The organism is Streptomyces sp. NPDC058221 (assembly GCF_042882365.1).
Taxonomy (GTDB): Bacteria; Actinomycetota; Actinomycetes; order Streptomycetales; family Streptomycetaceae; genus Streptomyces.
In genome coordinates, this window is sequence record NZ_JBHVWF010000017.1 from 36,106 (window position 1) to 62,899 (window position 26,794).

At 69.9% G+C, this 26,794-nt stretch carries 16 protein-coding genes and 1 pseudogene; 7 read left to right on the top strand and 10 right to left on the bottom strand.

All coding sequences use genetic code 11. The annotated features are described in order from the left end of the window. The first annotated feature begins 441 nt into the window (after positions 1 to 441). Positions 442 to 963 carry a cupin domain-containing protein gene (locus tag ACFVW8_RS08440; protein ID WP_389687491.1) on the top strand — a complete coding sequence of 174 codons (522 nt, stop codon included), beginning with the start codon at positions 442 to 444 and terminating at the stop codon, positions 961 to 963. 173 nt (positions 964 to 1,136) lie between these two features. Here ACFVW8_RS08440 and ACFVW8_RS08445 read toward each other — a convergent pair. After that, positions 1,137 to 2,015 (bottom strand): annotated as a pseudogene (locus tag ACFVW8_RS08445) (NADP-dependent oxidoreductase); the annotation flags it as partial. A gap of 44 nt (positions 2,016 to 2,059) precedes the next feature. On the opposite strand from ACFVW8_RS08445, the gene ACFVW8_RS08450 reads away from it, so the two are divergent. Continuing rightward, the gene (locus ACFVW8_RS08450; protein ID WP_389687419.1) at positions 2,060 to 2,473 is read left to right on the top strand and encodes a TetR family transcriptional regulator; all 414 of its coding nucleotides are present in this window, start codon (positions 2,060 to 2,062) and stop codon (positions 2,471 to 2,473) included. A gap of 50 nt (positions 2,474 to 2,523) precedes the next feature. On the opposite strand, the gene ACFVW8_RS08455 is transcribed toward ACFVW8_RS08450, so the two are convergent. From ACFVW8_RS08455 to ACFVW8_RS08485, 7 genes are all read right to left on the bottom strand, one after another. Next, the gene (locus ACFVW8_RS08455; protein ID WP_389687421.1) at positions 2,524 to 4,482 is read right to left on the bottom strand and encodes a DUF2264 domain-containing protein; all 1,959 of its coding nucleotides are present in this window, start codon (positions 4,480 to 4,482) and stop codon (positions 2,524 to 2,526) included. Between the two features lie 119 nt (positions 4,483 to 4,601). Then, entirely contained in the window at positions 4,602 to 5,570 is a 969-nt protein-coding gene (locus ACFVW8_RS08460; RefSeq protein WP_389687423.1) for a hydroxyacid dehydrogenase, read from the bottom strand. Between the two features lie 104 nt (positions 5,571 to 5,674). Then, a complete protein-coding gene (locus tag ACFVW8_RS08465) occupies positions 5,675 to 8,704 on the bottom strand; it encodes an alpha-mannosidase (RefSeq protein WP_389687425.1) in 3,030 nt (1,009 codons plus the stop codon). A 68-nt stretch (positions 8,705 to 8,772) separates the two neighbouring features. Beyond that, positions 8,773 to 11,880: an alpha-mannosidase gene (locus ACFVW8_RS08470; RefSeq protein WP_389687427.1), complete on the bottom strand. Its 3,108-nt coding sequence runs from the start codon at positions 11,878 to 11,880 to the stop codon at positions 8,773 to 8,775. Positions 11,881 to 11,949: 69 nt separating this feature from the next. Further along, a complete protein-coding gene (locus ACFVW8_RS08475; RefSeq protein ID WP_389687429.1) occupies positions 11,950 to 13,575 on the bottom strand; it encodes an ABC transporter substrate-binding protein in 1,626 nt (541 codons plus the stop codon). Positions 13,576 to 13,663: 88 nt separating this feature from the next. Beyond that, positions 13,664 to 14,593: a carbohydrate ABC transporter permease gene (locus tag ACFVW8_RS08480; RefSeq protein ID WP_389687432.1), complete on the bottom strand. Its 930-nt coding sequence runs from the start codon at positions 14,591 to 14,593 to the stop codon at positions 13,664 to 13,666. After that, a complete protein-coding gene (locus ACFVW8_RS08485) occupies positions 14,590 to 15,558 on the bottom strand; it encodes an ABC transporter permease (RefSeq protein ID WP_389687433.1) in 969 nt (322 codons plus the stop codon). Before ACFVW8_RS08485 ends, ACFVW8_RS08480 begins: the two co-directional genes overlap by 4 nt. Positions 15,559 to 15,861: 303 nt before the next feature. On the opposite strand from ACFVW8_RS08485, the gene ACFVW8_RS08490 reads away from it, so the two are divergent. From ACFVW8_RS08490 to ACFVW8_RS08510, 5 genes are all read left to right on the top strand, one after another. Continuing rightward, the gene (locus ACFVW8_RS08490; RefSeq protein WP_389687435.1) at positions 15,862 to 18,069 is read left to right on the top strand and encodes an ROK family protein; all 2,208 of its coding nucleotides are present in this window, start codon (positions 15,862 to 15,864) and stop codon (positions 18,067 to 18,069) included. Positions 18,070 to 18,400: 331 nt separating this feature from the next. After that, complete coding sequence (locus tag ACFVW8_RS08495; RefSeq protein WP_389687437.1) at positions 18,401 to 20,119, top strand: heparinase II/III family protein; 1,719 nt, start codon at positions 18,401 to 18,403, stop codon at positions 20,117 to 20,119. A gap of 432 nt (positions 20,120 to 20,551) precedes the next feature. Then, positions 20,552 to 21,292, top strand: coding sequence for an SGNH/GDSL hydrolase family protein (locus ACFVW8_RS08500; RefSeq protein WP_389687439.1), 741 nt, complete (start codon positions 20,552 to 20,554; stop codon positions 21,290 to 21,292). An 82-nt stretch (positions 21,293 to 21,374) separates the two neighbouring features. Then, positions 21,375 to 22,706, top strand: a complete 1,332-nt coding sequence (locus tag ACFVW8_RS08505) for a glycoside hydrolase family 71/99-like protein (protein ID WP_389687441.1) — start codon at positions 21,375 to 21,377, stop codon at positions 22,704 to 22,706. Between the two features lie 169 nt (positions 22,707 to 22,875). Next, positions 22,876 to 23,847 (top strand): acetylxylan esterase, encoded by a 972-nt coding sequence (locus tag ACFVW8_RS08510; protein ID WP_389687443.1) that lies wholly within the window; start codon positions 22,876 to 22,878, stop codon positions 23,845 to 23,847. Between the two features lie 35 nt (positions 23,848 to 23,882). Here the strand turns inward: ACFVW8_RS08510 and ACFVW8_RS08515 are convergent, their stop codons facing one another. Together ACFVW8_RS08515 and ACFVW8_RS08520 are read right to left on the bottom strand one after the other, a co-directional pair. Next, entirely contained in the window at positions 23,883 to 24,890 is a 1,008-nt protein-coding gene (locus ACFVW8_RS08515; RefSeq protein WP_389687445.1) for an acyltransferase domain-containing protein, read from the bottom strand. Further along, complete coding sequence (locus ACFVW8_RS08520; RefSeq protein WP_389687447.1) at positions 24,887 to 26,689, bottom strand: glycoside hydrolase family 20 zincin-like fold domain-containing protein; 1,803 nt, start codon at positions 26,687 to 26,689, stop codon at positions 24,887 to 24,889. The genes ACFVW8_RS08515 and ACFVW8_RS08520 overlap by 4 nt, the downstream gene beginning before the upstream one ends. Positions 26,690 to 26,794 lie beyond the last annotated feature (105 nt).

A 26,794-nucleotide genomic window follows, 5' to 3' on the forward strand; every position in this document is an offset into this window, starting at 1 on the left:
CCCTCGCGCCGCCCGTCGCACGAGCTGCCCAGAACTGCCCCTCGGGACGGAGCCCGTTCGGTGATGACGGCTGCGCGGGACTCGGCGGCATCGTGCCTCCCTGTGCCTGGCCTCGCTTCGTCGAACATGTGCTCAGGCCTGCCCCTCATCGCTCGCGGACGCTCGTTCCTGCATGGCCGGTTGCCGGCTCGGCATGGGGCTCGCTCAGCCGGCCGGGTCCTTGCGGGCCTTCCCGGAGCGGCGGTTGGACGCCCAGCCCGCCCGACCGTGCCCGTCTCACAGCTGGACGGTCTGCTTCCGACAAGGCGATACGGGCTACATCGCCGGGCCTAGGTCCAAGGCCCCGGCCACGGGGGTACCCATGTTCATGCTTGCGTCCGATGCCAGGGCCCGTGGGTGAAGGCCAGGATGCTGGTGAACCTCGACAACAGGGAGTGCACGATGTCGTACCAGGAGCACCTGCAGTACCCCGAGCCGCGCTACCACGGAGACAGCGGCGAGGTGAACGCGTCCTTCCGTACAGCCGACACCCCGCCGGACCTCACCTCGCCCGGCGGCGGCGCTACTCACTACCTGGCCACGCATGAGTCGACCGGCGGCGAGTTCGGCCTGTACAAGGTGGATCTGGCAGCGCGGTCGGCAGGCGCCAAGACCCACTTCCACAAGGCGATGTCGGAGTCCTTCTACGTTCTGTCCGGGGAACTGGAGCTCTTCAACGGCGAGAAGTGGGTGACGGGCCGGGCCGGTGACTTCCTGTACGTGCCGGTGGGTGGCCTGCATGGATTCAAGAACGTGACGGACGAGCCCATGTCGATGCTCATGCTCTTCTCCCCGGGCGCACCGCGCGAGGAGTACTTCGAAAAGGTCGCGGAGATGTCGCAGCGCGGCACCGAGGAGCTCAAGGAGTTCCGTGTGCGGCACGACAGTTACTTCGAGGAGGACTTCGGGCCGGGTCCGGTGTAGCGGAGCACGGGCACACCCGATCGCCACCGGCTTCCGGGCCTCCTTCTCCACCCGGGCCATGGTCTGTGCCTCGTGAACAGAGTCACTACGCATACCGAGCCTTCCGGCATGCGGCCTTCTTTCCCCACGGGTCTCGGTGGGGCCTCGCTCGCGCGGGGCCCCTGAGGGGACCAGACGGTGAGGACAGCCTTGCCCCGGAGGTGGCCGCCGTCGAGCAGACGGTGGGCGTCGGCGACGCGCTCGAAGGGGAACGTCTCCTGTACGTGGACGCGGAGTTTGCCCTGTTCTACGAGGCCGACGAGACCGCGCAGGGCGACCGGATCGGGGTCGACCGCGATGCCGGAGAAGCGCATGCCGGCCGCCTCGTACGTGGCGACGAGCTCCGGATTCCCCTCGGCGACCGCCGTCACCAGGTGACCGCCCGGTCGGAGCACGTCGAGCGACCGCTCGGCGGTGTCGCCGCCGATCGTGTCGAGCACGACGTCGATGTGGCCGACCGCGTCGGTGAAGTCGACGGCCGTGTAGCCGATCACCTCGTCGGCGCCGAGCTCCTCGACGAAGGTCCGCTTGCTCCCGCCGGCGGTCGCGATGACGTGCGCGCCGAGCGCCTTCGCGATCTGGATCGCGACGTGGCCGACCCCGCCACCACCGCCGTGGACCAGCACACGGTCGCCCTCGGTCACTCCTGCGAGGTCGACCAGGCCCTGCCACGCCGTCAGCCCCACGACCGGCAGCGCCGCCGCCTCGACGTGCGCGAGCGCCGCCGGCTTGCGTACCAGGTGCAACGCCGGCGCCGACACGACCTCGGCGTACGCGCTCGCCGCCCGCGGGAACAGAGGCATCCCGAACACCTCGTCGCCGGGCCTGAACCGATAGGTCAGCGACCCCTCCACCACACCGCTGATGTCCCGGCCGAGGACGAACGGCGGCCGGCCGAGCATCGGGGGGAACTCGCCGGCGCGCAGGAGCGCCTCTATCGGGTTCAGCCCGATCGCCTTGACGCGGACGAGGACCTCGGTCGGGAGGGGGTGGGGCTCGGGATGCTCACCCAGAGGCTCCGACGGCTCGAGACGAACGGGGTTGGGCGCACACGACCGTGCGCGACATCGCCGCCGCAGCCAACGTGAGCCACGCGGCCATCGGCTACCACTTCGGCTCTCGCGAGGCCCTGCTGACGCAGGCCCTGGTGGAATCGGTCGACGAACTCGACGCGGCGCTGGACGGGCACGGCGCGCTGGAAGGCCCGGAGCGGTGGCAGGCGCTGATCGACTCCTTCACCACCCACCGTGAGCTGTGGGTGGCGCAATTGGAGGCAGTCGTGCAGGTCCAGCGCTCCGAGACCGTGCGCGAGCACCTCGCCGAGGGCCAGCGCCAAGCCCGCGAGGGACTGGGCGGCTCCGTGCCGCCCGCCCTGCTCGGGGGACTGATGCTCCAGTGGCTGGTGGACCCGGACCATGCACCGTCGGGAACGGAGATTGCCGAGGGCCTCCGCACCCTCGGCGCGGTTTGAGCAGGGAGGCGTGCCGGAGCAGCGGCTTCGGACCGGGCCGGGGACGGCCCTCAGCCCGGAGACGGCAGCCGGACGGTATCCCGCGCGCCGGTAGGCCAGGCCACGTTCACGGTCAGGGTGGAACCCAGGGCGTCGGTGGTGACGAGAGGCAGCTCGGTGCTGTCGGTGCCGCCGAGGTGGACGATGGCGACATGCACGGTGCCGTAGGGGACGGGGCCATCGGTCTGCACGACAGGGGTGGCCGACGCGCCCCCGAGAGCATTGCTGTCAGTGCTGGACACCACGGTGGCATGTGGTAGCCCCCGCACACCGAGGATGCGCGAGACCAGTCCGTCGGAGCCCGGAACCATGGCGGTGTCGCGGTCCACGGGACCGGGAACCTGCCCGGCCCGCGGATCGACGGCCAGGGCCCAGCCGCCCACGCGCAGGACGTAGCCGGACCCGGCCGCATCGTCCTGCGAACCGGGGTCGACGCGCACGGCGCGCACCTCGACCGACCCCCGCAACGCGGAACCGACCGTGATCCAGGGGCCGAGGGCGTGCGGGGTGTCCGGGCCGCCGAAGGGGTCCCACGTCGCGTCCTCGGGCCAGTGCGCCCGGGAACGCGAGACGGCGGTGGCGGCGGCCAGGGAGATTCTCGTCGTCGGACGCCTGTGGGAGGCACGGCCGGCGGCGTCCAGCAGGACGACCGAATTGTCGAGCGGATCGGCGTCCGCGCAGGCGCCGGGGCCCGCTGTGGGGTCACCCGGTGTTTCGGGTGCCGTGTGCGTCGAGTACGCGAACCGTGCGTAGCAGGGGTCGTCCGCGTGCGGGCGGTTCGGATCGGCGTGGTCGCCGCCGTGGTTCACGACCCGTACGACCCCGTCGGCGGCGGTGCCGGAGACGAGCCAGCCAGGGGCCGGGAGGGCGCGGGTGAAGTCGGCCCGTTCGACAGGGAGTGGGGTCTCCTCATCGGTCCACACCGGGTGGTCCGGAGGCAGGGCGAGGCCGATGAAGCCCTTCGCGGCCCAGTACGGCGACGCCGGCCCCGAGTAGACCTGGAGCAGTCCGCGGAAGGGCCGGTGCCAGCCGAGGGTGAGCAGGCCCTGCGCGTCGGTGGAACCGTGCCGGGTGAAGTGGCCGAGCATGCGGTTGGCGACCGCCCGGGTCTCGCCCGGTGCCAGGGGAGTCGCGTCGAACAGGGCGCCGGTCCACAGTGATGCGAGCGCGGCGTGCCGGTAGGTGAGCGAGCGGCCCTGGACGAGTGGCGAGCCGTTGGCGCCGATCAGGAGCCGCTGGTCCGCGAGGAAGCGCCGCAGCCGCGAGCGATAGCGGTGGAGCAGGCCCTCGGGTGCGGCGTCGCCGAGGATGCGGCAGAACCACAAGGGGTAGAGGTGCATGGCCCAGCCGTTGTAGTGGTCGAAGTTGCGGTGCTCGCCACCGGTGAGCCCGTCGGAGTACCAGCCGTCGCCCGCGTACCAGTCATCGGTGAGGGCGATGACACGGTCCAGGTCCTCCTGGCACCAGTCGCCGCCTGCCGTACGGGCGAATGCCTCGGTGACGCCCTGGAACCAGATCCAGTTGTTGCCCGGCATCGTGTCGCCGGTCATCGGGGCCAGCCAGTCCAGCATCCGCTGCCTGACGCGGTCGTCCAGGCGGTCCCAGATCCAGGGCCGGGTCTCGTGCAGCGCGAGGGCGACGGACGCGGCTTCCACCTTTGCCTGGTTGCACTCGGCGAAGGTGGGCCAGCGCTGCGGATTCTTCGGGTCGGTGCCGGCCGCCAGGCCCTGCGCGTACCAGTCGGCCAGGCCGTGCGGGTCGGCACCGGCCGCTCCGGCGAGGCGGAAGCCGGCGAGCAGAAAGGTGCGCGCGAAGCCTTCGAGCCCGTCGCTGCGGCGGCCGTTGATACTAGGGGTGCCGGGCAGCTGGATCAGGGATCGCTGCTCGTTGGCGTGAGGCCGCACCGCGAGCAGCAGCCGGTCGGCGGTCCGCTCCCAATGAGCTCGGTCCTCGGCGGGGGTGTGGTTCATCGGACGGGGTCTCCTGTGCCTGTTCGTGCGTGTCCTGTGTTCGGCTGCGCGGAGGCGGCCCCGCGTGGCGCAGTGATCGGGCGTGCCCGGAAGGGAGAGGGCGGCTACTCCTTCGTCTCTCAGGCCAGGCGGCGGAGCGTCTCGCGGGTGACCTCGCCCAGCAGGGGATCGCCCGCCAGCCACCGCTCGACCTCGGCGACCGCGTACCGGCCGAGCCGGCGCACCTCGCTGCCCTGCGCGCCGGCGATGTGCGGGGTGACCAGCACGTTGGGGAGTCGCAGCAGGGGATGGCCAGGAGGCAGGGGTTCGGGGAACGTCACGTCCAGATAGGCCTCCAGGCGGCCGGCGGAGCACGCATCGGTCAGGGCCTCGGTGTCGACGAGCGCACCGCGGGCGGTGTTGATCAGCGCGCCTCCGTCGGGGATGAGGGCGAGCATCTCGGCGTCGAGCAGGCCGGTGGTCTCCGGCAGGAGCGGTGCGTGGACACTCACCACCCCGGACCGGCGGCACAGCTCCGGGAGTTCGACCCGCATCGCACCGAGTCGCAGCGCCTCCTCGTCCGTGACGTGGGGATCGCTCAGGAGCACCTCGAAATCCGCGTCGGAGCGGTCCAGTTCGGCGATCACCCGGCGGCCGATGCGTGAGGCGCCGATGATGCCGACGGTGTGTCCGTCGGAGCCCGAACGGCTGTCGAACGCGGGCCAGCCGTCGAGGTGGCCCGCCGTCATGGTCAGTGTCCGCCGGGCTGCGAGCGTGATCAGTGCAACGGTGTACGCGGCGACGGGGGCCGCGTTGGCATCCGCTGCCGACGACACGACGATGCCGCGTTCCCATACTGCCTCGCTCACCAGCGACCTGACACTGCCGGCCGCGTGCATGACGGCACGCAGCCGGGGCGCCCGCGCCAGGACGTCGGCCGTGAGCCTGGGGCAGCCCCAGCCGCTGATCAGGATCTCCGCGTCGGCAAGGGCGTCCGGGAACCAGCGGTGGGGATCAGGGCGCGGCGGATCAGGGGCGAGCAGGACGGACTCGGAGAGCTGCGCGCGCAGCTCCGGTGCAAGCACCTGGCCGACGATATCGGGGTCCATCACACATACGGCCTGGGGACGCCGGTGGCGTGGCCGTCGGACTGTCACGGGAAGGGTCCTCCTTCGTCACGAACCGTGCGGGGCTTCCTCTGCATCGCGCCCGGTCAGCCGCGTGGCATCCGCAGCGTCACTATCTGGAAGGGCCGCAGGCCGAGTACGACGCCGTCCTCGGTACGCAGCGGCGGCTCGGCGTCCGCGAGCGGGCGTTCCAGCAGATCCGCCAGGACGGCCCTGCCGGTGAAGGCGCCGTCGACGGACACAGTCACCTGTGCCCGGCCGCCGTGCGCCTCGTAGAGACGGACGATCAGGTCACCGCTGCGGTCGTCGGCCAGCTTCACCGCGCTCACCACCACGGCATCGTGGTCGACGCCCACCAGAGGCGCGACACCGGCGGCCGTACCCGTGACCCGCCGCTCGGTCAGATTGGCCCGGTAGCCCTCGCGGACCGCGTCGCCGATCGTCGCACCCGGCACCAGGGCGTGCCGGAAGCGGTGCACGCCCTGATCCGTCTCAGGGTCGGGATACCGGGGGGCACGCAGCAGCGAGGCGCGCACCGTGGTGGTCGTACCCGCGTCGGCGTCGCGTACCGCCCGGGTCACGTCGTGGCCGTAGGTGGCGTCGTTGACCACCGCGACGCCCCAGCCCGGCTCGTCGACGTGGACGAAGCGGTGGTTGCACGCCTCGAACCTGGCCCATTCCCAGCTCGTGTTCTGGTGGGTGGGCCGGTACACATGGCCGAACTGTGTCTCCGAGGCGTACCGGTCGGCCTTCACATCCAGCGGGAAGGCCAGCTTCAGGAAGCGCTCGGTCTCGTGCCAGTCCACCTCGGTCGCGATGTCGAGACGGTTCGCGTCCACCGGAACGGACAGGAGCTGAGTGACCCGCGAGGCGCCGAAGGCCCGCTCGACGCGTACCGAGGTGCCCTCGACCCGCAGCTCGGACACATCGGTGAGATCGCTGGTGACGTTCCGGTAGAAGGCGTCGACGTCCCATGCGTCCCACTCGTTGGGAAGGTCGGGGTGGAGCTGGAGAAGGTTGGCTGCCTGCCCCGGCGCGATCGACTCCCGGCCCGCCGCATGGTCATGGGCGGACACCACGAGACCGCGTCCGTCGACCACCACCCGCAGCAGACCGTTGTCCAGGACGTAGCCGCCCTCCTCGCGCGGGACGGGTGTGACCGAGTTGCCGGACGTCGTCCGAAACGAGGCGCCGCCGGCGGCGACACCGCCGCGCGCGTGCGGTGCGGAGTTGAACACCAGGTCGCTGCCGCCCGAGGCGTCACCGGCGAGCGCGCGCTGGGCCTCCGCGATGACGGACTCCAGCTCCTGGGCCAGGCGCGCATAGGTCTGACGTGCCTCGCGATGCACCCAGGCGATGGAGGAGCCGGGCAGGATGTCGTGGAACTGATGAAGCAGCACGGTCTTCCAGATGCGGTCGAACTGCTCGTAGGGGTAGGGCGCCCCTGCGCGCACCGAGGCGGTGGCGGCCCACAGTTCGGCCTCGGTCAGCAGGGACTCACTGCGTCGGTTGCCGCGTTTGGTCTGCGCCTGGCTGGTGAGGGTGGCTCGGTGCAGTTCGAGGTACAGCTCGCCGACCCATACGGGCGGGTCGGGGTACTCGGCCTGGGCCTTGTCGAAGAAGTCGACAGGGCTGGCCCACTCGACGGTCGCCGAGCCTTCCAGACTGCGCAGCCGGGCCGCCTTGGCGACCATCTCGCGCGTGGTGCCGCCTCCGCCGTCGCCGTATCCGACCGGTGCGAGAGAGCGGGAAGCGGCGCCCTTCTCCTTGAAGTTGCGTGCCGCGTGGGCGATCTGCTGTCCGGTCACTTCGCAGTTGTAGGTGTCGACGGGCGGGAAGTGGGTGAAGATCCGGGTGCCGTCGATGCCCTCCCACCAGAAGGTGTGGTGCGGGAAGGCGTTGGTCCGGCTCCAGGAGATCTTCTGCGTGAGCAGCCGTGTGGAGCCGGCCGCCTTGATGATCTGCGGCAGGCCGGCCGCGAAGCCGAAGGTGTCGGGGAGCCAGACCTCGTGGTCCTCCCGTCCGAACTCCTCAAGGAAGAACCGCTTGCCGTGCACGAACTGGCGGGCCATCGCCTCGGAACCCGGCATGTTCGTGTCGGACTCCACCCACATCCCGCCGACGGGCACGAACCTGCCGTCTGCCACCGCCTTCTTGACCCGCGCGTACACCTCGGGCCGGTGCTCCTTGATCCACGCGTAGTGCTGGGCCTGCGACATGGCGAACACGAAGTCGGGCTCGTCATCGAGCAGGGCGACCATGTTGGAGGAGGTCCGGGCGACTTTGCGGACCGTCTCACGCAGCGGCCACAGCCATGCCGAGTCGATGTGGGCATGGCCGACGGCGCTGATGCGATGCGCCGCGGGGACGGCGGGCGCGGCGAGCACGTCGGTCAGTTCGCTCCGTGCGGCCGGAGCTGTCCCGGGCACGTCCTGGAGGTTCAGTGCGTCCAGGGCACGGCCGACCGCACGCAGGATCTCCCAGCGGCGCGCCCCGTCGACGGGTAGCTCCGCCATCAGCTCGCCCAGGACCTCAAGGTCCATGACGAGGTTCCAGACCGTCTCGTCGAAGACGGCCAGCCGCATCTCGCCCAGCACGTACTGGGGCGCGTCCCCGGAGGTCGTCCTGTCACCCATCCGGGTCGGCCGGAAGGGGACGCCGGACGCTTCGAGATCAGGGTTGGAAGCGGCTTCGATGTGCCAGTGGACCTGCTCACCGCCTGCTACGGGAGATCCGACGCGCACGTATGCATGACGCGGGTGGATTCCCTTGACCGGTGTGCCGTCCGGCCGGTGGACAAGACCCTCGCACTGGAATCCTGGGGTGCGGGGGGTGAAGCCGAGGTCGAGCACGGCCTCGACGGTACGTCCCGACCATGCGGCCGGAACGGTGCCGGTGACCTTGAACCAGCTGGTTCCCCACGGGGTGCCCCACGGTGTGCCGGGGGCGACGGGCCGGGTGGGCGCCGCCAGTCCTTCGGCCACGGGCACGGGTTCGCCCGGGGCCGACCAGATCTCCACGGCCAGGGGGGTGGAGGCGGGGTATACGGCGGGTCGGATGCGTTCCCTGAGGACGCGGTCCAGGCGTGCTTCGACCAGGTTCCGGTCGTCGTGCATGAAAGAGGTCTCCTGTTGCTGCGGGGGGTGCGGACAGAGCCGTGGGCTTTCGTGTGGCCCGCGCAGGCCTAGGGCGTCTCCGGTGTCCGGTGCAGCCGCAGGGTGCGAATCTGGAAGGGGCGCATCCGGAAGGCTGCGGAGGCGGTGCCCGCGGTCAGCGGCAGTTCACGCTCCGGGTGCTCCAGAAGGTCGCAGTCGCTGACGCGGACGAGGGGGAAGCCTGCCGTGAGCGTGGCGGATACCGTGCCGCCGCACGCCTCGTACAGGCGGACCACCACATCGCCGCTGCGGTCGTCGGCCAGCTTCACCGACTCCACCACGACATCGGAACTGTCCACGAGGATCAGCGGAGTCGCCGATGCGGGAGCGGGCCGCAGCGGCAGGTTCAGCGCGTAGCCGCCCGCGATGGCCTCCTCGATCCCGGCTCCCACCAGCAGTGCGTAGGTGAAGGTGTGCCGGCCCCGGTCAGCCTGCGGGTCGGGGCTGTGCGGTGCACGCAGCAGGGAGAGGCGCAGGGTCGTGGTGGTGCCGCCGTCCTCCCGGGTGTCACGGGCGATGTCGTGTCCGTAGGTCGAGTCGTTGAGCACGGCGGCTCCCCAGCGGCGTTCGCCGACGTGCACCCAGCGGTGGGCCCACAGTTCGAAGCGGGCCGCGTCCCAGCTCGTGTTCTCGTGCGTGGGCCGCCGCACGTGACCGAACTGGATCTCCGCGCTCTCCTGTTCGGCGTGCACATCGAGCGGCCAAGCGGCCTTGAGGACGGTGTCGCGCTCCTGCCAGTCGACGTCCGTGCGCACGGTGAGCTGCTTGCTCTCCGCAGCAAGCTCCAGATGCTGGACCAGGACCGAGGATCCGAACCTGCGTTCCACGCGTACGGACGCCAGCAACGGACCGCTCTCGGCCAGGGTGACCGAGTGGGCTTCGCGCAGATCCTTCACGGTGTCGCGGTAATAGGAGTCGATGTTCCAGGCGGACCAGACGTTCGGGTCGTCCGGGTGCAGCTGGAGAAGGTTACCGGCGGCTCCCGGGGCGATGGCATCGCGGTCGGCCGTGTGGTCGTACACCGACGTGATCAGGCCCTGGCCGTCGATCCGCACGGTGAGAACACCGTTGTCCAGGACGAATCCGCCGGATTCGGGGCCGGCGGTGACAGGTGCGGCGGGCGCCTGCAGGGTGCCGCCGGAGCCCAGCGCGGGAACGTCGGCCAGGACGGCCAGCCGTCCGTCGGACAGGCGCTGGCCACCGGACACGGTGGTGCCGGACGCGGCAGGGAGAGTGGTCACCTCACGGCGGTGGTAGGGGCCGGCGTTGAGGAATGCGTCGGACGGCGTGTCCCTCAGATGGCTGACCGCCTCGTCGATGACCGCCTCGATGTCCACACGCAGTTCGCCGTACACCTGCTCGGCCTGCTGGTGGACCCAGGCGATGGAGGTGCCGGGCAGGATGTCGTGGAACTGGTTGAGCAGAACCCTCCGCCAGACCGATTCCAACTGCTCGTACGGATAAGGGGCGTCGGCCCGCACCGCTGCCGTGGCGGCCCACAGCTCGGCCTCGCGCAGCAGCGCTTCGGAACGCCGGTTGCCCCGCTTGGTGCGGGCCTGGCTGGTGTAGGTGCCGCGATGGTTCTCCAGGTACAGCTCGCCGCGCCAGACGGGAAGCTGTCCGTATTCGGCGCGGGCCGCTTCGAAGAAGGCGTTCGGGTCTCCGACCTCCACCCGGGGCGAGCCCTCCAGGTCGCGCAGCCGCCGGGCCTTTTCCATCATGGAGCGGGTGGGGCCACCGCCGCCGTCTCCGAAGCCGAAGGGGACGAGCGAGCGCGTCGCCGGCCCCTTGTCGGCGAAGTTCCGCTCGGCGTGCGCGACTTCCGATCCCTTGAGCTCTGCGCAGTAGCTGTCGACGGGCGGGAAGTGGGTGAAGATCCGGGTCCCGTCGATGCCTTCCCAGGCGAAGGTGTGGTGCGGGAGCTTGTTGGTCTCGTTCCAGGACAGCTTCTGGGTGAGGAACCAGCGGGCGCCCGCCAGCTTGGCGAGCTGCGGATAGGCAGCGGTGTATCCGAAGGAGTCCGGCAGCCACACCCCGTCCTGTCCGATGCCGAATTCGTCCGCGAAGAAGCGTCGTCCATAGACGAGCTGACGCGCCAGCGCCTCGCCGCCGGGCAGATTTCCGTCGGCCTCCACCCACATGCCGCCGACCGGTGCCCAGGTGCCGGCGGCAACGGCCTTCTTGATCCGGTCGAAGACTTCGGGGTGCTGCTCCTTCGTCCAGGCGTACTGCTGCGCGGAGGAGCAGGCGAAGACGAGTTCGGGGTACTCCGCCGCCATGGTCGTCATGTTGGTGAAGGTCCGCGCGCACTTGCGTACGGTCTCCCGCACCGGCCACAGCCACGCGGAGTCGATGTGGGCGTGGCCGACCGCGGCGATCGTGTGCGCGGAGGCGTGCGCCGGCCGGGAGAGGGCGTCGGCGAGGAGGTCGCGGCCGGCGCGTGCGGTACCCGCGATGTCGTGCGGGTCGAGGGCGTCCGCCGCCCGGCGCAGTGCGTACATGATCTCGTGGCGGCGCGACGAGCCGTCGGGCAGCTCGTGCATCAGCTCGTCCAGGACTTCGATGTCGTGGATGAGGTGCCACACGTTTTCGTCGCGTACGGCGATCTCGGCCTGCCTGAGCCGGTACAGGTGTTCGTCACCCGCGGTCTCACGGGAGCCGAAGTGGGTCCCCCTCGCCTGGCTCCCCGAGATGTTGGGGTTGGCGGCCATCTCCACCATCAGGTCGACGGACTCACCGCCCGTCGCGGCCGTCGTGAGCAGGACACTGCGACTGTGGGGGTGCAGGCCCTGCACGGGGGAGCCCGCGCTGTAGACCAGGCCCTCCGCCTGCCCACCGGGACCGCGGGTCAGGTCGAAGCCCAGATCGAACACGGCCTCGACGCGCCGGCCGGCCCACTCGGCCGGGACCTCGGCGGTCGCCCTGAGCCAGGTGGTCGCCCACGGCCCGCCCCACGTGTCGCCCTGCGCCATCGGCTCGTAGGACGCGCCCTGCGCCTCGGCGAACGGCACGGGCTCACCGTCGACGTGCCAGGCGCTGAGGCCGAGTGGGCGCACAGCCGGGTACAGGGCGGGGCGGACGACCCGTTCGAGGAGCTTGCGGATGCGGGCTTCGGTGGTCCGGCGGTCGTCATGCACAGTGCGGGTCCATTTCGTGAGGTGCAGGGTGGATCGGTGAGGTGGGTGGGGGACCGGAAACGGTCCGGTTCATGTGTTCAGACTCGCCTGGTACGTCTCGAACTCGCCCCGCATCGTGTCCCCGATGCTCCGGCGCCAGCTCTTCACCGCGCCCTGGACGTCGCCCCAGTCGGCGTCACCCCGCATGTAGCCCTTCAACGGACCCTCGATGATGTCCTGTTTGGCCTTGTCGCCGTATGTGACGTTGGTTTCCGAGTACAGGCCGTAGGCCGCATTGGGCACGAGGACCTCCACAGCGCGTTTCTGGAACTCGTACTGGCGCCGGACGGGCTCGGCGTCCTGCGGGTAGTAGACGCTCTGCGGTGCGTCCGTGGTGAACGTGGTGGGAACAGCCACATCGGTGGCGCCGACCGGGCTCATGACGGGGTCGGGACCCTTGTAGGCGAAGTCGTGTCCCTCCACGCCGTACTTGCGCAGCAGGTAGTGGTCGGTGCCGAAGGGCGAGGCGAGCAGGTTGAACGCTCGCAGCAGCTGCTCGATGCGCTCCTTGGGAGCCTTCTTCAGGGCGAGCATCGCGAAGTTTGACGGACCGGCCCAGTGGGATCCCCGACCGCCGTCGAACCCGGGCGCGACCATGGCGTCGACATCGAACTTCGGATCCGTGGCGCCGTACTGGAGGAGGTACTGGTTCCAGGCGGACAGACCGTCGTAGTTCATGGCTACCTGACCGTTGCCGAACCAGTCCTTGAACTTGCCGACGGTGGTGAAGCCGTCGGGGTGGAACGTCTGCGCCTTGACGAGCCGGCGCATGGCGTCGAGGGCCTGATGGAGGATGTCGCTCTCCTCCAGCCACCAGGTGAACCTGCCGTTCTTCTCCCGCCACTCGTTCGCGCCGTGCAGCATCTCCAGGACGAAGTAGAGCGTGACGGTGGGGTCGCCGTTGGCGTACTTGGCGTGCCTCGGGTCGGAGAGGTCCCTGGACAGCTTGAGGAATTCCTCGAACGACGTGGGATGCGGGTCCAGGTCCTTCTGCTTCATGATGTCGGCCCGGTAGAACATGGCGGATCCACTGTTCGCGCGAGGCATCGGCAGCCCGTACAGACCGCCCGCGAGCACCATGGGGCTCCATGAACTGCTCGGTATGTTCGCCAGGTAGGGGTAGCGACGTACTCCGCTGCCGGACAGGTACGGCGACAGGTCCTCGAACAGGGCGTTGAGCATGGCGGGCTGCCGGGGCGCCGTGGGCAGGACCAGCATGCCATCGGGGAGATCGCCGCCGGCCACGGTCAGAGCGAATTTCACCGGGTAGTTCGCTACTGGTACGACCTCATAGTTCAGCGTGGTGCCGAGGGTGTCGTTCAGCTTGCGCCACATCGGGTTCTTCGAAGCCGGTGGCGGTACGGGGCTGAACGTCAGGGTCATGACGTCGATGGACGGCCCCGTGGCCGGCGGCCCGTCGGGCGCTGCCGCAACCGGGTGCTTCGGGTAGTGGTAGTAGCCGCTGAGTACGCCGGCCTTCGTCCCCGGCAGATCCGGCTGCACATCCCGGTAGGGGACGTAGTCCGGCAACCGCACGTCGGCGTTGTCCGAGAGCGCCGGTTCGGCGCCTCCGTCACCGCAGGCCGCGAGGGCGGGCACGGCTGCGGTGGCGAGTCCCGCGAGGAGGACGTTTCTGCGGGTGAGGTGCGCACCCATGGGGAATCCCTTCGTCTGTGCGGTCGGCGCGGGGGGTGACAGCCCCGCACATGGCAGCCGGATCAGGAGCGGTGGGCGTCCGGGCCGGTCATCCCTTGACCGCGCCGATCATCACGCCCTTGGTCAGATGCCTCTGCAGGAAGGGGTAGATGACGATGATCGGGACGATGGACAGGATGAGGATGGCCGCCTGCAACGCCACCGACGGCGGCAGCGCGGCGGCGGGGTCGGACGTCTGTCCCTGACCGATGGCGGCGTTGTTGACCACATAGGTCTGAAGGACGAGTTGGAGAGGCCACTTGGCCGACTGGTTGATGTAGACCAGGGCGTTGAAGAACGCGTTCCAGTAGGAGACCGCGTAGAAGAGGCCGACCACCGCGATTGCCGCCTTCGACAGCGGCAGGACGATCCGGGTCAGAATGCGCCATTCGTTCGCGCCGTCGATCCGGGCGGCATCGATCAGTTCACTGGGCAGGCCGGTGAAGAAGGAGCGCAGGACGATGACGTTGAAGGCGTTCACAGCGGTGGGCAGGATGAGTGACCAGTAGCTGTTGATCAGGCCGAGCTGTTTGACGAGCAGGTAGCTCGGGATCAGTCCGGGCACGAACAGCAGCGAGAACACCAGGAGCAGCAGGATCGGCTTCTGGCCGTAGGAACCGGGCCGGCTCAGGCCGTAGGCGAGCGAGATGGACGCGGCCAGGCTGACCAGCGTGCCGACGAGGGTGATCCCGATGCTGACCAGCATGGCCCGGGAGACGAGGCCGCCGCCCAGCAGGGCGCGGTAGGAGTCCAGGGTGGGGTGGTTGGGCCACAGGACGAACCCGCCGGTCTTGTTGATCTGGACCGTGTCGGCGAGCGATGTCGAGAGCACCGCCAGGAAGGGGATGGCCACCAGGGCCAGACAGACGAGCACGATGAGGAACTTGACCGACCGCCACCACGGGGAACCGCCCGACTGTCCAGGGATCGCGCTGTAGGAGCGAGCGGGCCGGCGGCCCGCTGCGGAAAGAGTGCTCATTTGCGGTAGATGCCTTCCTCGCCGAGAAGATGGGCGATCTTGTTCGCCCCCAGTACCAGCGCCACCCCGACCATGCCCTTCACCAGGCCGACGGCCGCGCTGATGCCCCACTGCCCGGCGACGAGACCGTTGTTGTAGACGTAGGTGTCCAGCACCTCGGTGGTGTTCTTGTCCAGACCCGTCTGCTGCAGAACGATCTGTTCGAATCCCACACTCAGGGCGTCGCCGAGGCGAAGGATCAGCAGCAGGATCACGAGTCCGCGCAGGGCCGGCAGGGTCACGTGCCAGGTCTGCCGCAGCCGGCTGGCCCCGTCGACGGCGGCGGCCTCGTACAGATCGGTGTCGACTCGGGAGAGTGCCGCGAGGAACAGGATGGTGGCCCACCCGGTGTCCTTCCAGATCACCTGCGAGGTCAGCAGTTCCTTGAACAGGTCGGGATTGCCGATGATGTTCCAGGTCCCCATGCTGTGCGCCTGGAGGAAGACGTTCAGCAGCCCGCCGTTGCCCAGCATCTGCTGGAAGACGGCCACCACGACCACCCATGACAGGAAGTGCGGCAGGTAGAGCACGTTCTGTACCGCCCGCTTGACCCGTTCACTGACCAGGCTGTTCAGCAACAGCGCCAGCAGAATAGGCAGCGGGAAGACGAACACCACCTGGATGACTGTCAGTTCGAGCGTATTGACCAGTGCGTGCAGGAAGGCGGGGTCACCGTTGAAGAGGATCTTGAAGTTGTCGAAGCCGATCCACCTGCTGTGCGCGATGCCGGTGAAGGGCTGGTAGTCCTGGAACGCGATGACGTTGCCGAGCAGCGGCACGTAGTGGAAGAGCAGCAGCACGACGGTGCCGGGAACCGTGAACCAGAAGAGCCCCGTGTTGCGTCGGCGTGGCGGCGTGGAAGCGCCATCACCGGGCGGCCCCTCCCCTGTGTCCGGCCTGTGAAGCGGCCGGTCGACTGTGGTCATGTCGTGTGCTCCCTTTCCCCGAGATGCGGGCGGCCCCGTCCGCATCCGGACTGGCGAGGGCCATATAAATCCCATGGATTGCTCGACGTCAATGCTCTGGGCTGGGAAGACTCGTTGCCTGAGTGTTGCAGGGCGATTTCGAGAGGTGTAGAGATAGAGCGGCACCGAACTCGTTCTTCCAGGTGGCAGGCCTCTTGATCGGCACCGCAGAGGCGACTTCCTGAGCATGGCTGATACAGGCCGAATGGCCACTAAGTACTTTTACAGTTGGGGTCCCGAGAAATCATGCACAAGCCAGGTGAATTGTCATTTTCGGACCGGGATCTGGCCGAACTCAGCGCCTGGGCCCAGGACAGGGACGACCGGACCGTCCGGCTCAGAATCCTGCAGGACGCGGCAGTGGGCCTGTCCGTTTCCGAGAGCGCACGCGTCCTGGGTGTCTCACGCCCCACGGTGACGGCGTGGCGGCAGCGATACGCGGCACATGGCCTGGCCGGACTCGAACACCGGCCGCGCAGCGGGCGCCCGGCCCGCATCGACGAAGCCGACGTCGTCGCTGCCACGCTGGCCGGCCCCCCGCCGCCCCAGCAACTGTGGTCGGCCCGGGCGCTCGCCGACCATCTGGGGCTGTCCCACACCGCGCTCGGCAAGGTGTGGCAGCGGTGGCAGGTGCGGCCCACCGCCACGGACGCGCCCCTCGTGCTGCCGGTCGATCCGCCGCTGGCCTGCCACCGCCCGCAACTGCTTGCCGCGGGATCCTCGGCGGAGGGCACGGCCTTCATGGTGATCTGCGAGGCCGGCCCCTCCAGCCATCCGCGGATCGGCGCGGCGACGGCCGAGGAACGGCGGATGCGCTACGCGGCACTGACCGCCGTGATGCGCCGGACACAGCCGGGTGACGCGGACCAGGTACCGGTGCCCGGGGCCAAGCGCTCGCTGAACCAGCCGACTTGGGGCCCTGATGGGCGGGGGTCGGTGCCGGGGATGTCCGTCCCGGCTCTGCCGCCCTCGTTCGCCGTCCGATGGTCCGCGCGCCGGCTCCACGTCATCACCTGGGGAGACACCGCCGTCCCCGCCGGACTGCCGGGCACCACGAGGCAGCACACCGCGCCTGCCGCCATGAGCTGGGCGGCGACCGTCTGCCTGCTGGCCCAACTCGAACTGCAGCACCAGCCGCAGTCGGCACGCGTGGCCCTGGACTCACTGGCCGACGCGGCACGCGGCCTGTCCAAGTCGTCACAGGGCAGTCCGTTCTGGTGGCTCCGCGAGGCCCGCCAGGAGGCAGCGGTACGCCGGCGTACCGTGCACCGGGCGTTCGACCAGCTGGCTCTGGGCTCCTACAACGAGAAGCTGGTGATCGAGTCCATCAGGGTCAGGGGCTCCCTCAGCCGGGTCGAGATCGCCGAGCGCACCGGGCTGACCCCGCAAGCGGTCTCAAGGATCACCCGCAACCTGCTCACCACCGGGTTCCTCGTGGAGGAGGAGCGCCGCTCGACGGGCAAGGGCAAGCCACGGGTGCCGCTCAAACTCCGTCCGGACGCGGCCTGCGCCATCGGCATCCATGTCGATCCCGAGAAGATCACCCACGTCCTGGTCGACCTGTGCGGCAACGTGCGCTTCAGGGAATCCCTTGCCGTGACCGCGCAGAGCGACCCGCAGTCGTGCATGGAGTGGATGGCCGCGACGACGGCACAGGCCATCGAAGCGGCGGGCCCGCTCGGAGCGAAACTTCTCGGTGTCGGCGTGGCCGCGCCGGGCCCGCTGGACGTGCACGAGGGGGTTCTCCTCAACCCTCCGCTCTGGGCCGGCTGGGGCGAGGTTCCGTTGCGTGCCGAGCTGAGCCGCATACTGAACCTCCCGGTGCTCCTGGAGAAGGACGCGACGGCTGCCGCCATCGGCGAGCAGTGGCTCGGCGCGGGTGAGAGCAGCACCGACTTCGTCTACCTGTATCTCGGAGCGGGGGCCGGCAGCGGAGCGTTCCTCAACGGGGACGTCTACCGCGGTGCGTCGGGCAACGCCGGCGAGTTCGGTGAGCTGACCGCGTACGCCCTCGACCGGATGACGCCCGAGGGCGGGCCCGAGATGGTGCCCGAATGCGCCCCGATGTCCGCCGTGGTCGCCCGGGCCGCGAGCGCGGGACTGAATGCGGCGGACGGTGAGGTCAAGTACGACGCGGTGTGCGTCGCCGCGGCGAACGGCGACCCCCGCGCGGTCGACGCGATCCGCGACGTGGCACGGGTCCTGGCACAGGGCGCCGTCGCCATGACCGACCTCTACGACACCGACTTGATGATCGTCGGTGGGCCCGCGGTCCCGCCCGAGGTCGCCGAACTGTACCTGGCGGAGATCTCCGCGGCGGTGAACCGCTTCCCGATGGCCCGCCGGGTCCGCACGGTACGCGTCACGTATTCGACGCTGAGCGCCTCCGCGGCCGCGGTGGGGGCCGCGGCCGGCGTGTTCCACATGGCCTTCGCGCCACGCCTGCGCACCCACAGCGGCGCGAGCGTCTGAATCCGGAAACCGGACATGCCGGCCGCACCGTCCGCCGGTATCACCTGACCGACTCTGTGAGGGGAACGAGACGATGACTTCGGCGAAGCCGGAATCCGCAACACCAGGCACCCACCCGGCGGACTCCGGGGACCGGCACGGCCATCCGCGGCTGACGCAGTTGTTCCCACCCTCGTTGGTAGCCGCGCGCATGCCCGGGATAGGCAGTTGGGAAGGCGCACCGTCTCTGACGGACCCCAGGTGGCAGACGATCGGAGACGGCACACGCAAGCATGTCCTGGAGGCGGCGTCGGCCTCGCTCGGTCTGCCATGGCCCGGCCTGCCTGCCTCGTTGTTTGCCCGCTTCGCACGCGACGGCGACCGCGCCGGCTACCAGACACCCGTCTTCGCACGGCGGGCCCGGCTCGCCCGCGCCGTCCTGGCGACGGCGATGACCCCGGAGAAGACGAGCCGCAGAGCCGCGTTCGTCGACGAGGTCATGGACGGCGTGTGGAACCTGTGCGAGGAGACGACCTGGGCATGGCCGGCCCACGACTTCAGGGTCCTCGGCCCCCGGCACGGCCTCCTGCCCGATCCGCATCACCCCACTCTGGACCTCGGCGCCTCGGGGACGGCCGTTCTGCTGGCCCTCACCGACGCGATCGTGGGCGACGAACTGGACCGGTGCGATCCGCTGGTACGCCGACGGCTGCGCGCCGAGGTGTCCGCCCGTGTCCTGCGGCCCTATCTGGAGCGGAACGAGTGGGGGTGGTACGACGGCACGACAGCCAAGCTCAATAACTGGAATCCGTGGATCCACTCGGAGTTGCTGCTGGCCACGGCTCTGACCGAGGAATCCGACGACCGTCGCGCCGCGCTGGTGTGCCGCATCCTCCAGGGGCTGGAGAACTACCTCCGCGCCCATCCGCGCGACGGCGGCTGCGACGAAGGGCCGCACTACTGGTGGCGGGCCGGGGCCAGCCTCTTCGAATGTCTGGAGACCGTCTCCTCGCTGCTGGGCACCGACGCGGGCGTCTTCAGCCATCCGCTGATCCGTGCCATGGCCCGCTACCCCGTCTCCACCTGGATCGGCGACGGGTGGGCCGTCAACTTCGCCGACGGCCCGGCCCGGCCGCGCGAGGCCGAGCCTGCGCTCCTCCACAGATTCGGCCGTCGCACCGGCCAGCCGGAGGTGAGTGCCCATGCCCGGGCCCTGCGCGGGAACGCAGATGCGGCACTCCCGGCGGCCGACGGTGCGTTCGACCTCCGCCGCGCCGTGGACGTCCTGCTCGACACGGAGTGGCGCACGGCGCCGCCCGCGGCCCTTCCGCTGCCCGAGCACACATGGCTGCCCGACACTCAGGTCCTGGTGGCCCGCGCGGAACCCGGCACCGTGCGGGGGCTGCTCGTGGCGGCCAAGGGCGGGCACAACGACGAGAGTCACAACCACAACGACGTCGGTACGTTCATCATCGCCCTCGACGCCCACCCGCTGGTCATCGATGCCGGTGTGGGCACTTACCGCAAGGAGACGTTCAACGAAGAGCGCTACGGGATCTGGTCGATGACGAGCGAGTACCACAACGTGCCCCACGTCAACGGCTTCGGCCAGCCACCTGGGGCGCGGTTCCGGGCAGGGGCCGTGGCCGCTCACCGCAGCACGGACACGGACGAGCTGACCTGTGATCTGGCACCCGCCTATCCGTCCCAGGCAGATGTGGAGAGCTGGTTCAGGACCGTCCGCCTCGTTCGCGGATCCGACGAGCGCGTCGAGGTCGATGACGCCTGGACGTGCGGGACCCCGCCCGGTTCCCTGGCCCTGCATCTGCTTGTCAGCGGCGTGCTGACGATCGAGTCGGACGGCGCAGGACGCGTCAGCCGGCCGGATGGTCGTGGTCTCCAACTCACCTGGAATGGCGATGAGTTCGAAGCGGATGTGGAGGATATCCCCCTCAGCGACGCGGCGTTCACCGGAGTGTGGGGTGCGTCGGTCCACCGGCTCGTCCTCACAGCCCGACGGCCCGGGGCCGAGGGCAGCCACACGCTGGTGGCACGCCCGCTGAATCCCTGATATTTCCCTGTGCGTCGGTTCACCCTGTGCGGCACCCGGCGGCCCGGCACCTCGCCTGCCGGCGGGTGTCCGGACGGCGGAACCTCCCCGAATGTAAAAGTAGTTTCGATCCTCCTCGGGCCCCGGAGAGAACCCCGGGGGCAAGCGTCCGGAGCGCGTTATGCGCCCAACATCGCCAGTTCACACCCGGCAGACGTGAAACCCTGCCGGAAGGCAACAAGGTTTCCACGCCTGAGTTCTCCCAGGCCTTGCCGGCCGGAAGTATTGACGTAACGCAATCCATTGAATTTCCTTGCTCTCGGCCGCCCCGGAACGGCGCGGCATCCCCGGGCACACAAGAACCCCGCGCCGCCCCCCACAGCGCGCCGGTCCTGTGGGCTGCCCGGCTCTCCCCAGCCCGGTTCGCCAACTCCATTCCCCAGAGGAGTTCCCATGCAACAGCTGTCCAGACGCACGGCCATTGTCAGCGGCGTGCTCGCCGTCGCCGGCGTGGCACTGGGCCGCGCTCCGGCCTCGGCGGCCGTTCCCGGCCAATCCAACGGCGGCGTGCGCATCATGCCGCTCGGGGATTCCATCACCGACGGATACACGCCCTATCCGGGCGGGTATCGCGTCAAACTGTGGCACCTGCTGGCCGTCGGCGGCTACACCGTCGACTTCGTCGGAACCCAGACCAACGGCCCCGCCGAACTGGGCGACCGCGACCATGAGGGCCACCCCGGCTGGCGCATCGACCAGCTCTACGCGAACATCGACACCTGGCTCGGCCAGAGCGACCCGCGCACCATCATGCTGCTCATCGGGACGAACGACCTCAACCAGAACTACGACATCGCGAACGCCCCCGCGCGCCTCTCCGGACTGATCGACCGTATTCGCGCAGGGGAACCGCAGAGCGAATTGTTCGTAGCGACCGTCCCGCCGCAGTCCAACGCCACCCTCGAAGGCCGCGTCAAGGCATACAACTCCGCGATTCCCGCAGTCGTCGCGTCCAAGGGGTCACGTGTCCACCTGGTGAAGATGTACGAAGCGCTGACCACTTCGGATCTCGCGGACGGAATTCACCCCACCAGGGCTGGCTACGAGAAGATGGCCGCCGTTTGGTTCAACGCCCTGCGCTCTGTGCCTTCCTCGCTCGTCCCGCTCGGAGCGGGACAAGCGGCAGCACGCTGAACGACCGGCACACCCAGAAATGTTCAGGCGACTTCTGGCATGCCCTTTTCCGGAACCACTCAAATTCAAGCGGAGGATCAGCATGGCCGAGCACAAGCATTCCCGACGGAAATTCCTGCGTGGCGCCGGCGCCGTCGGCATAGGCGCGGCGGGACTGATCGGGGCCGCCAACCTGGCCTCGGCCAGCGGGGAGACCACGGGCACCGGTTCGGGCTCCCGGACGGAACCTGCCCGGCCGAAGGCCGCCGCGGCCCCCGGGGTCAAGGGCAAGGTGTACGCCGGATACCAGGGCTGGTTCGCAGCCGCGGGCGACGGGTCGCCCGTCAACGCGTGGACGCACTGGGCCAGTGGCACCCCGGCCCCCGGGAACCAGTCGTTCGAGCTGTACCCGGACATCTCGATCTATCCCGCGTCCGGGCTCTATCAGACCGGCTACGCGAATCTCGGCGACGGCCGGCCGGCCAAGCTGTTCAGCTCGTACTCCACAGCCGTGGTCGACCAGCACTTCAAGTGGATGCAGGAGTACGGAATCGACGGCGCCGCCCTGCAGCGATTCGGCAGCGACATAGCCGCTGTCGGCCAGCCTCGGCTCAAGCAGCGCAACGACATTCAGTCGAAGGCCCGGGACGCCGCCCAGAAGTACGGCCGCGGCTTCTACATCGAGTACGACATCAGTGGCCTCACCGACGCCAACCTGGTGTCGACGATCCAGAACGACTGGACGAACACCATCACCGGGTCACTCGGGCTGACCAGCTCGCCGTCCTACGCCCACGAAGGCGGAAAGCCGGTGGTCGAACTGTGGGGCATAGGCGTGACCAACCGGGCCGGAACGGCACAGGGCTCACTGGAGATCATCAACTGGTTCAAGAAACAGGGCTGTTACGTCATCGGCGGCGTGCCGCGCGGCTGGCGCACCGACTCCAACGCCAAACCGGGCTTCGGCTCCGTGTACGCGGCACTCAACATGGTCTCACCGTGGAACGTCGGCAATCCCAACGTCGATCAGCAACTGTTCAACGACGACATGACCAAGCTCAAAGCCAACGGGCAGGACTATCAGCCCGTGATCTACCCGGGCTTCGCCTGGTCCAACTGGCATGACGGATCGCCCAAGAACGAGATCTCCCGGAAGTCGGGCGACTTCATGTGGCAGCAGGCCGTGGCGGTCGCCAGGTCCGGTACGAAGTCGGCCTTCATCGCCATGTTCGACGAGTACGACGAGGCCACGGCCATCGCGCCGGCGGCTACGGACAAGTCGCAGATCCCGTCGAACCAGTACTTCCTCACCCTCGATGCCGACGGCACTCATCTCTCGTCCAACTTCTACCTGCGCCTTGCCGGCGCAGCGACCAAGATGATCAACGGCTCGACCGGCATCGTCACCGAGGTCCCGATCCCGCCTGTCGGGTGATCTGACGCACGCCGCCCGACGACTTCCGGAAGCCGGAAGCTCACCTGACAGAGCCCCCGGCTTCCGGATCCCGGGACGTCGGCAGCGGCCCCCGCCGGACATCCACAGGACCCGTGCCAACGTTCCCCTCACACCTGAGCGGATTCCCCCTTCACCGAGGCGGTTGCCCATGTCCCTGTTCGACCTTCCCCTCCACGAACTCCGCCTCTACCGGAGCGAGTCCACCGAACCCGGGGACTTCGACGCCTTCTGGGACAAGACCCTCCAGGAAGCCCGTGAGCGTGAAGTGGGCGCCCGCTTCGAGCTGGTGGAGACCGGACTGTCAACGGTTCAGGTGTACGACGTCACCTTCGCCGGTTTCGATGGCCACCCGGTCAAGGGCTGGCTGCGGTTGCCGGCCGGCGCCACGGAACCCCTGCCGCTGATCGTGGAGTTCGTCGGCTACGGCAATGGGCGCGGGCTCCCGCACGAGCACCTGTTGTGGGCATCGACGGGACGGGCGCACTTCGTGATGGACACCCGCGGACAGGGCAGTGCCTGGGGTGGCGGGGGTGCCACTGCGGACCCGGTGGGCGCCGCACCGGCGTTCCCCGGATTCATGACCCGCGGCATCGACGCCCCGGAGAACTACTACTACCGCCGCGTCATCACCGACGCCGTGCGCGCGGTCGAGGCGGCCCGCTCACATCCGCTGACCGACCCGGCGCGCACCGTCGTCATCGGCGTGAGCCAGGGCGGCGGCATCGCGCTCGCCGTGGGCGGCCTGGTTCCCGATCTGGCCGCGGTCGCGCCGGACGTGCCCTTCCTGTGCGACTTCGCACGCGCGGTCTCGCTGACCGACCAGCACCCGTACCGGGAGGTCGGTCTGTACCTCAAGACGCACCGCGGCCGCACCGGGAGCGTCCTGAGCACGCTGTCCTACTTCGACGGCGTGCACTTCGCAGCACGCGGCCGGGCACCCGCTCTGTTCTCGACGGCACTGGAGGACCGGACCTGCCCGCCGTCGACCGTCTTCGCGGCCTTCAACGCCTGGGCGCACAAGGAGAAGAGGATCGAGGTGTACGACTTCAACGACCACGAGGGCGGCGGCCCGTTCCAGGAGGCGGCGAAGGTGCGCTGGCTCACCTCTCATGCCGCGTAGGGCTCCAAGGCCTCCGACAGACCGGCGGCCGGCGCTCAGGTCCCCGGCGGAGCCCCCGTCGGCAGGGGGGCCCAGCCGTGGGTGAGCCGCCAATGGCGTCCGGACCTCAGATGGCTCACCACCGCGCGTTGCAGTGTGGTCAGCTGCGGCAGCCGGTCGAGGGCCGTGGTGCCCGGCGGGGTGTGGAAGACGAAGTCGATGATGTCGTCGTCGCCGACGGGCCGGGTGCCGAAGGGGGTGAACCGCTGCTGGAAGCGGACGATGTTCGCCGTAGGTGGCAGATACGCGGCGAGCTGCTCGTCCAGGAGCCAGGAGCTGCAGGTGGCGAACCGGGCGGGCTCGTCGGGGAAGTGCCGTGCGAGGAAGGTCCGCGCTGCTCGCAGTGACGCCTCGCACCCTGCCGGGGTCAATGGCCCCTCCTCGGGGATGTGCACGCCCAGGACCCGTTCGCCGTCGGCGGGCCCGTCCGGCCCGGGCGGGCCGCCGAGCGCGGCTGTGTCCAGGGTGGTGCGCTCGAACTGCAGGCGCCCGAGCCGGTGCAGCGTGCCACGGAAGTGCCGCATCACCCAGCGCTGCCGGTCGAAGCCGCCGGTGCCGTGCGCGAGACGGTATGCGGCCGTCTTGGCTCCGACGTCGGCGAAGGTGGCGGCGACGACGTCGTCGGGAACACCGATACGGCGCTGCCGCTCCAGGGCCCGGGGGAGTGCCAGCAGGTACAGGTGGAGGTAGAAGTAGCGTCCGGCCTCGCCGAACGCGACGGGCGCGTCGGGCCAGACCGTGTCCCGCGGCCCGGGCGCCGTGCCGGAGAACAGGGCCCGGTGGCACTGGCGCAGCGCTCGCCACCGTTCCGGGGTGCATGCCGGGTCCGGCATCGTGGCCAGGACCGGACCACGGTCCTCGGCGGGGACGGCGAGGATCCGCATGCGGCGGCGGGCTTCGCCTTGCGCTACCGGCTCGGGGTCGGGGACGTCGCACGCGGTCCTCTGCCGGCCGAGGAGGTCCAGCCAGTCCTCGACGTCCGGCGCGGTGGGAGTGGGCGTCATCGGTGTGCCGCCCGCAGCAGTTGGTGGCGCAGCGTGTCGATCCGCGCCAGGCTGTCGTCGAGACCGCCGGAACGGGAGCGCAGCAGCCAGCACGCCCGCTGCTCGGCGAGCAGCGGGTCCAGGCGCCGCAGCAGCCGGCGTGCGGCGCCGGCGGGGATCGCGTCGGCCGCGCCGCCGGCTTCCGTGCGGGCGCGCAGGAGATCCACGGCGAACTGCGCGAGGTCGATCGCGTGCAGGAGCTCACGGACCACGACATCGCCGTCGGCCGCGGCCGGCTCCGCGGCGGACAGGTCGAGGCGGCACTCGGCCAGGGTGCCCCCGGCCACGTCCAGGGCGGTCGGCGCCGGCAGGTCCGGCATCGGCAGTGAGGGGTCGGGGAACAGCGCCCGTGCGACGGGCGACCCGTTCAGGAGCGGAACCCCGAACAGCCGGTACACACCGCCCAGGCGTACCAGAACACGCCCGGCGAGCCCGGCCGCGTCCAGCAGCACGTGCTCGTCGAGTACGGCGCCGAGGTCCAGCTCCCGATTGGACTCCAGACACCAGCTCGCCGCGCCGCCGAACACGGCGGGCCCGAAAGCGACGGACGGCGCGTCCCACATGCCGTTGTCGCCCCAGGAGGTGAGCAGGTAGCCCGAGGCCCCGTGCGCCAGGCCCGCCTCGGCGGCGTCCACCATGTTCTCCACTGCGTTGTCCAGGCGGCCGATGATGCCGTTCCAGTTGCCGGCTCCGGGCGCCACCCAGTAGGGGACCCCGGCCTGGGCCAGGAGCCTGCCATGGGCGGCGAAACCCTCGTGCAGGCGGTCGAGGTCGGCGCCGCGCCGCTGCCAGGCGACGGCCTCCACGCCGTCGGCTTCCCTGACCGCCGCGACGTGCTCCGGGGCGTCGTACTGCCAGATCACGGGTATCGCGCCGGGCGGCACCCGGTCCAGCAGTTCGGGGTGGCGGGCGAAGACGTCCGCCCAGAACTGCACGGTGTACCCGGAGTCCAGCCACGGCCGCAGCACGGAGGTGACGTAGTCGAAGTAGACCGTGCCCAGACCGTCGCGTTCCACGCGCTCCCGGGACCGGCCGGTACCCAGCTCGAAGGGTTCGTCGGCACCGATGTTCAGCCGCCTGGCGCGGACTTGGGCGGTGATCTGCGTGAGCAGGCCGTGTGCGAAGCCGGCGTTGTCCTCGGTGGGGGCGAGGGTGCTCGGCGGGTGGTGCGTGCCGCCGCGCTCGAAGCCGTCGGGGTTCTCGGCGCGGTGGGCGTACGGCGGGTGGGCGAGGAACCGTTCCATGTGACCGAAGGTGTTCTGGTTGACCACCAGGTCGATGCCGGCCGCGGCGCAGCGCGCGTCGAGCCAGCGCAGGTCGCCGGCCGTGAGCGGGGAGGCGTCCTGCCATACGCGCTGGTGGCCGGGGAAGGCGTAGGTGTGCTCGGTGTACAGCTCGAATTGGTTGAAGCGGGCCAGGGAGAGGATGTCCACCCAGCGGGCCAGGGTGCGGCGGGTGGGCACACGGTCCCGGCTGATGTCGAGCAGGAAGCCGCGCCGTTCGAAATCGGGATGGTCCGAGATGTCGTAACCGGTTTCGGGAAAGTCGGGGCCGGCGCGCAGCTGGTCGAGGGTCTGCAGTGCGTAGCGCAGCCCGGCGGGGTCGCGGTGGTGGATGCTCACACCTTCGGGACCGGTGCGCAGGCGGTAGCCCTCGGCGGGCAGCCCGGGGTCGACGGCCGTGGTCAGCGGAGCGCCGGCAGGGGCGCCGCCGCGGGAGGTGCGCAGGGAGCGCGGGACGGGAAACGGTGTGGTGGGCAAGGAAGTTCTCCGGTCGGGGCGGGGGAGCTGGGGTGGGCTGGGGGGGGCCGGGGGCGGACCCCCCGCCCCACGGGGGAGACGCAGGGCACTCGCCCAAAAAAAACA

Bases quoted from the DNA above. Each gene is read 5' to 3' on its own strand.
- ACFVW8_RS08500 (WP_389687439.1), top strand. From the start codon at position 20,552: ATGCAACAGCTGTCCAGACGCACGGCCATTGTCAGCGGCGTGCTCGCC.
- ACFVW8_RS08480 (WP_389687432.1), bottom strand. From the start codon at position 14,593: ATGAGCACTCTTTCCGCAGCGGGCCGCCGGCCCGCTCGCTCCTACAGC.
- ACFVW8_RS08475 (WP_389687429.1), bottom strand. From the start codon at position 13,575: ATGGGTGCGCACCTCACCCGCAGAAACGTCCTCCTCGCGGGACTCGCC.
- ACFVW8_RS08485 (WP_389687433.1), bottom strand. From the start codon at position 15,558: ATGACCACAGTCGACCGGCCGCTTCACAGGCCGGACACAGGGGAGGGG.
- ACFVW8_RS08515 (WP_389687445.1), bottom strand. From the start codon at position 24,890: ATGACGCCCACTCCCACCGCGCCGGACGTCGAGGACTGGCTGGACCTC.
- ACFVW8_RS08460 (WP_389687423.1), bottom strand. From the start codon at position 5,570: ATGGACCCCGATATCGTCGGCCAGGTGCTTGCACCGGAGCTGCGCGCG.
- ACFVW8_RS08510 (WP_389687443.1), top strand. From the start codon at position 22,876: ATGTCCCTGTTCGACCTTCCCCTCCACGAACTCCGCCTCTACCGGAGC.
- ACFVW8_RS08465 (WP_389687425.1), bottom strand. From the start codon at position 8,704: ATGCACGACGACCGGAACCTGGTCGAAGCACGCCTGGACCGCGTCCTC.
- ACFVW8_RS08440 (WP_389687491.1), top strand. From the start codon at position 442: ATGTCGTACCAGGAGCACCTGCAGTACCCCGAGCCGCGCTACCACGGA.
- ACFVW8_RS08505 (WP_389687441.1), top strand. From the start codon at position 21,375: ATGGCCGAGCACAAGCATTCCCGACGGAAATTCCTGCGTGGCGCCGGC.
- ACFVW8_RS08455 (WP_389687421.1), bottom strand. From the start codon at position 4,482: ATGAACCACACCCCCGCCGAGGACCGAGCTCATTGGGAGCGGACCGCC.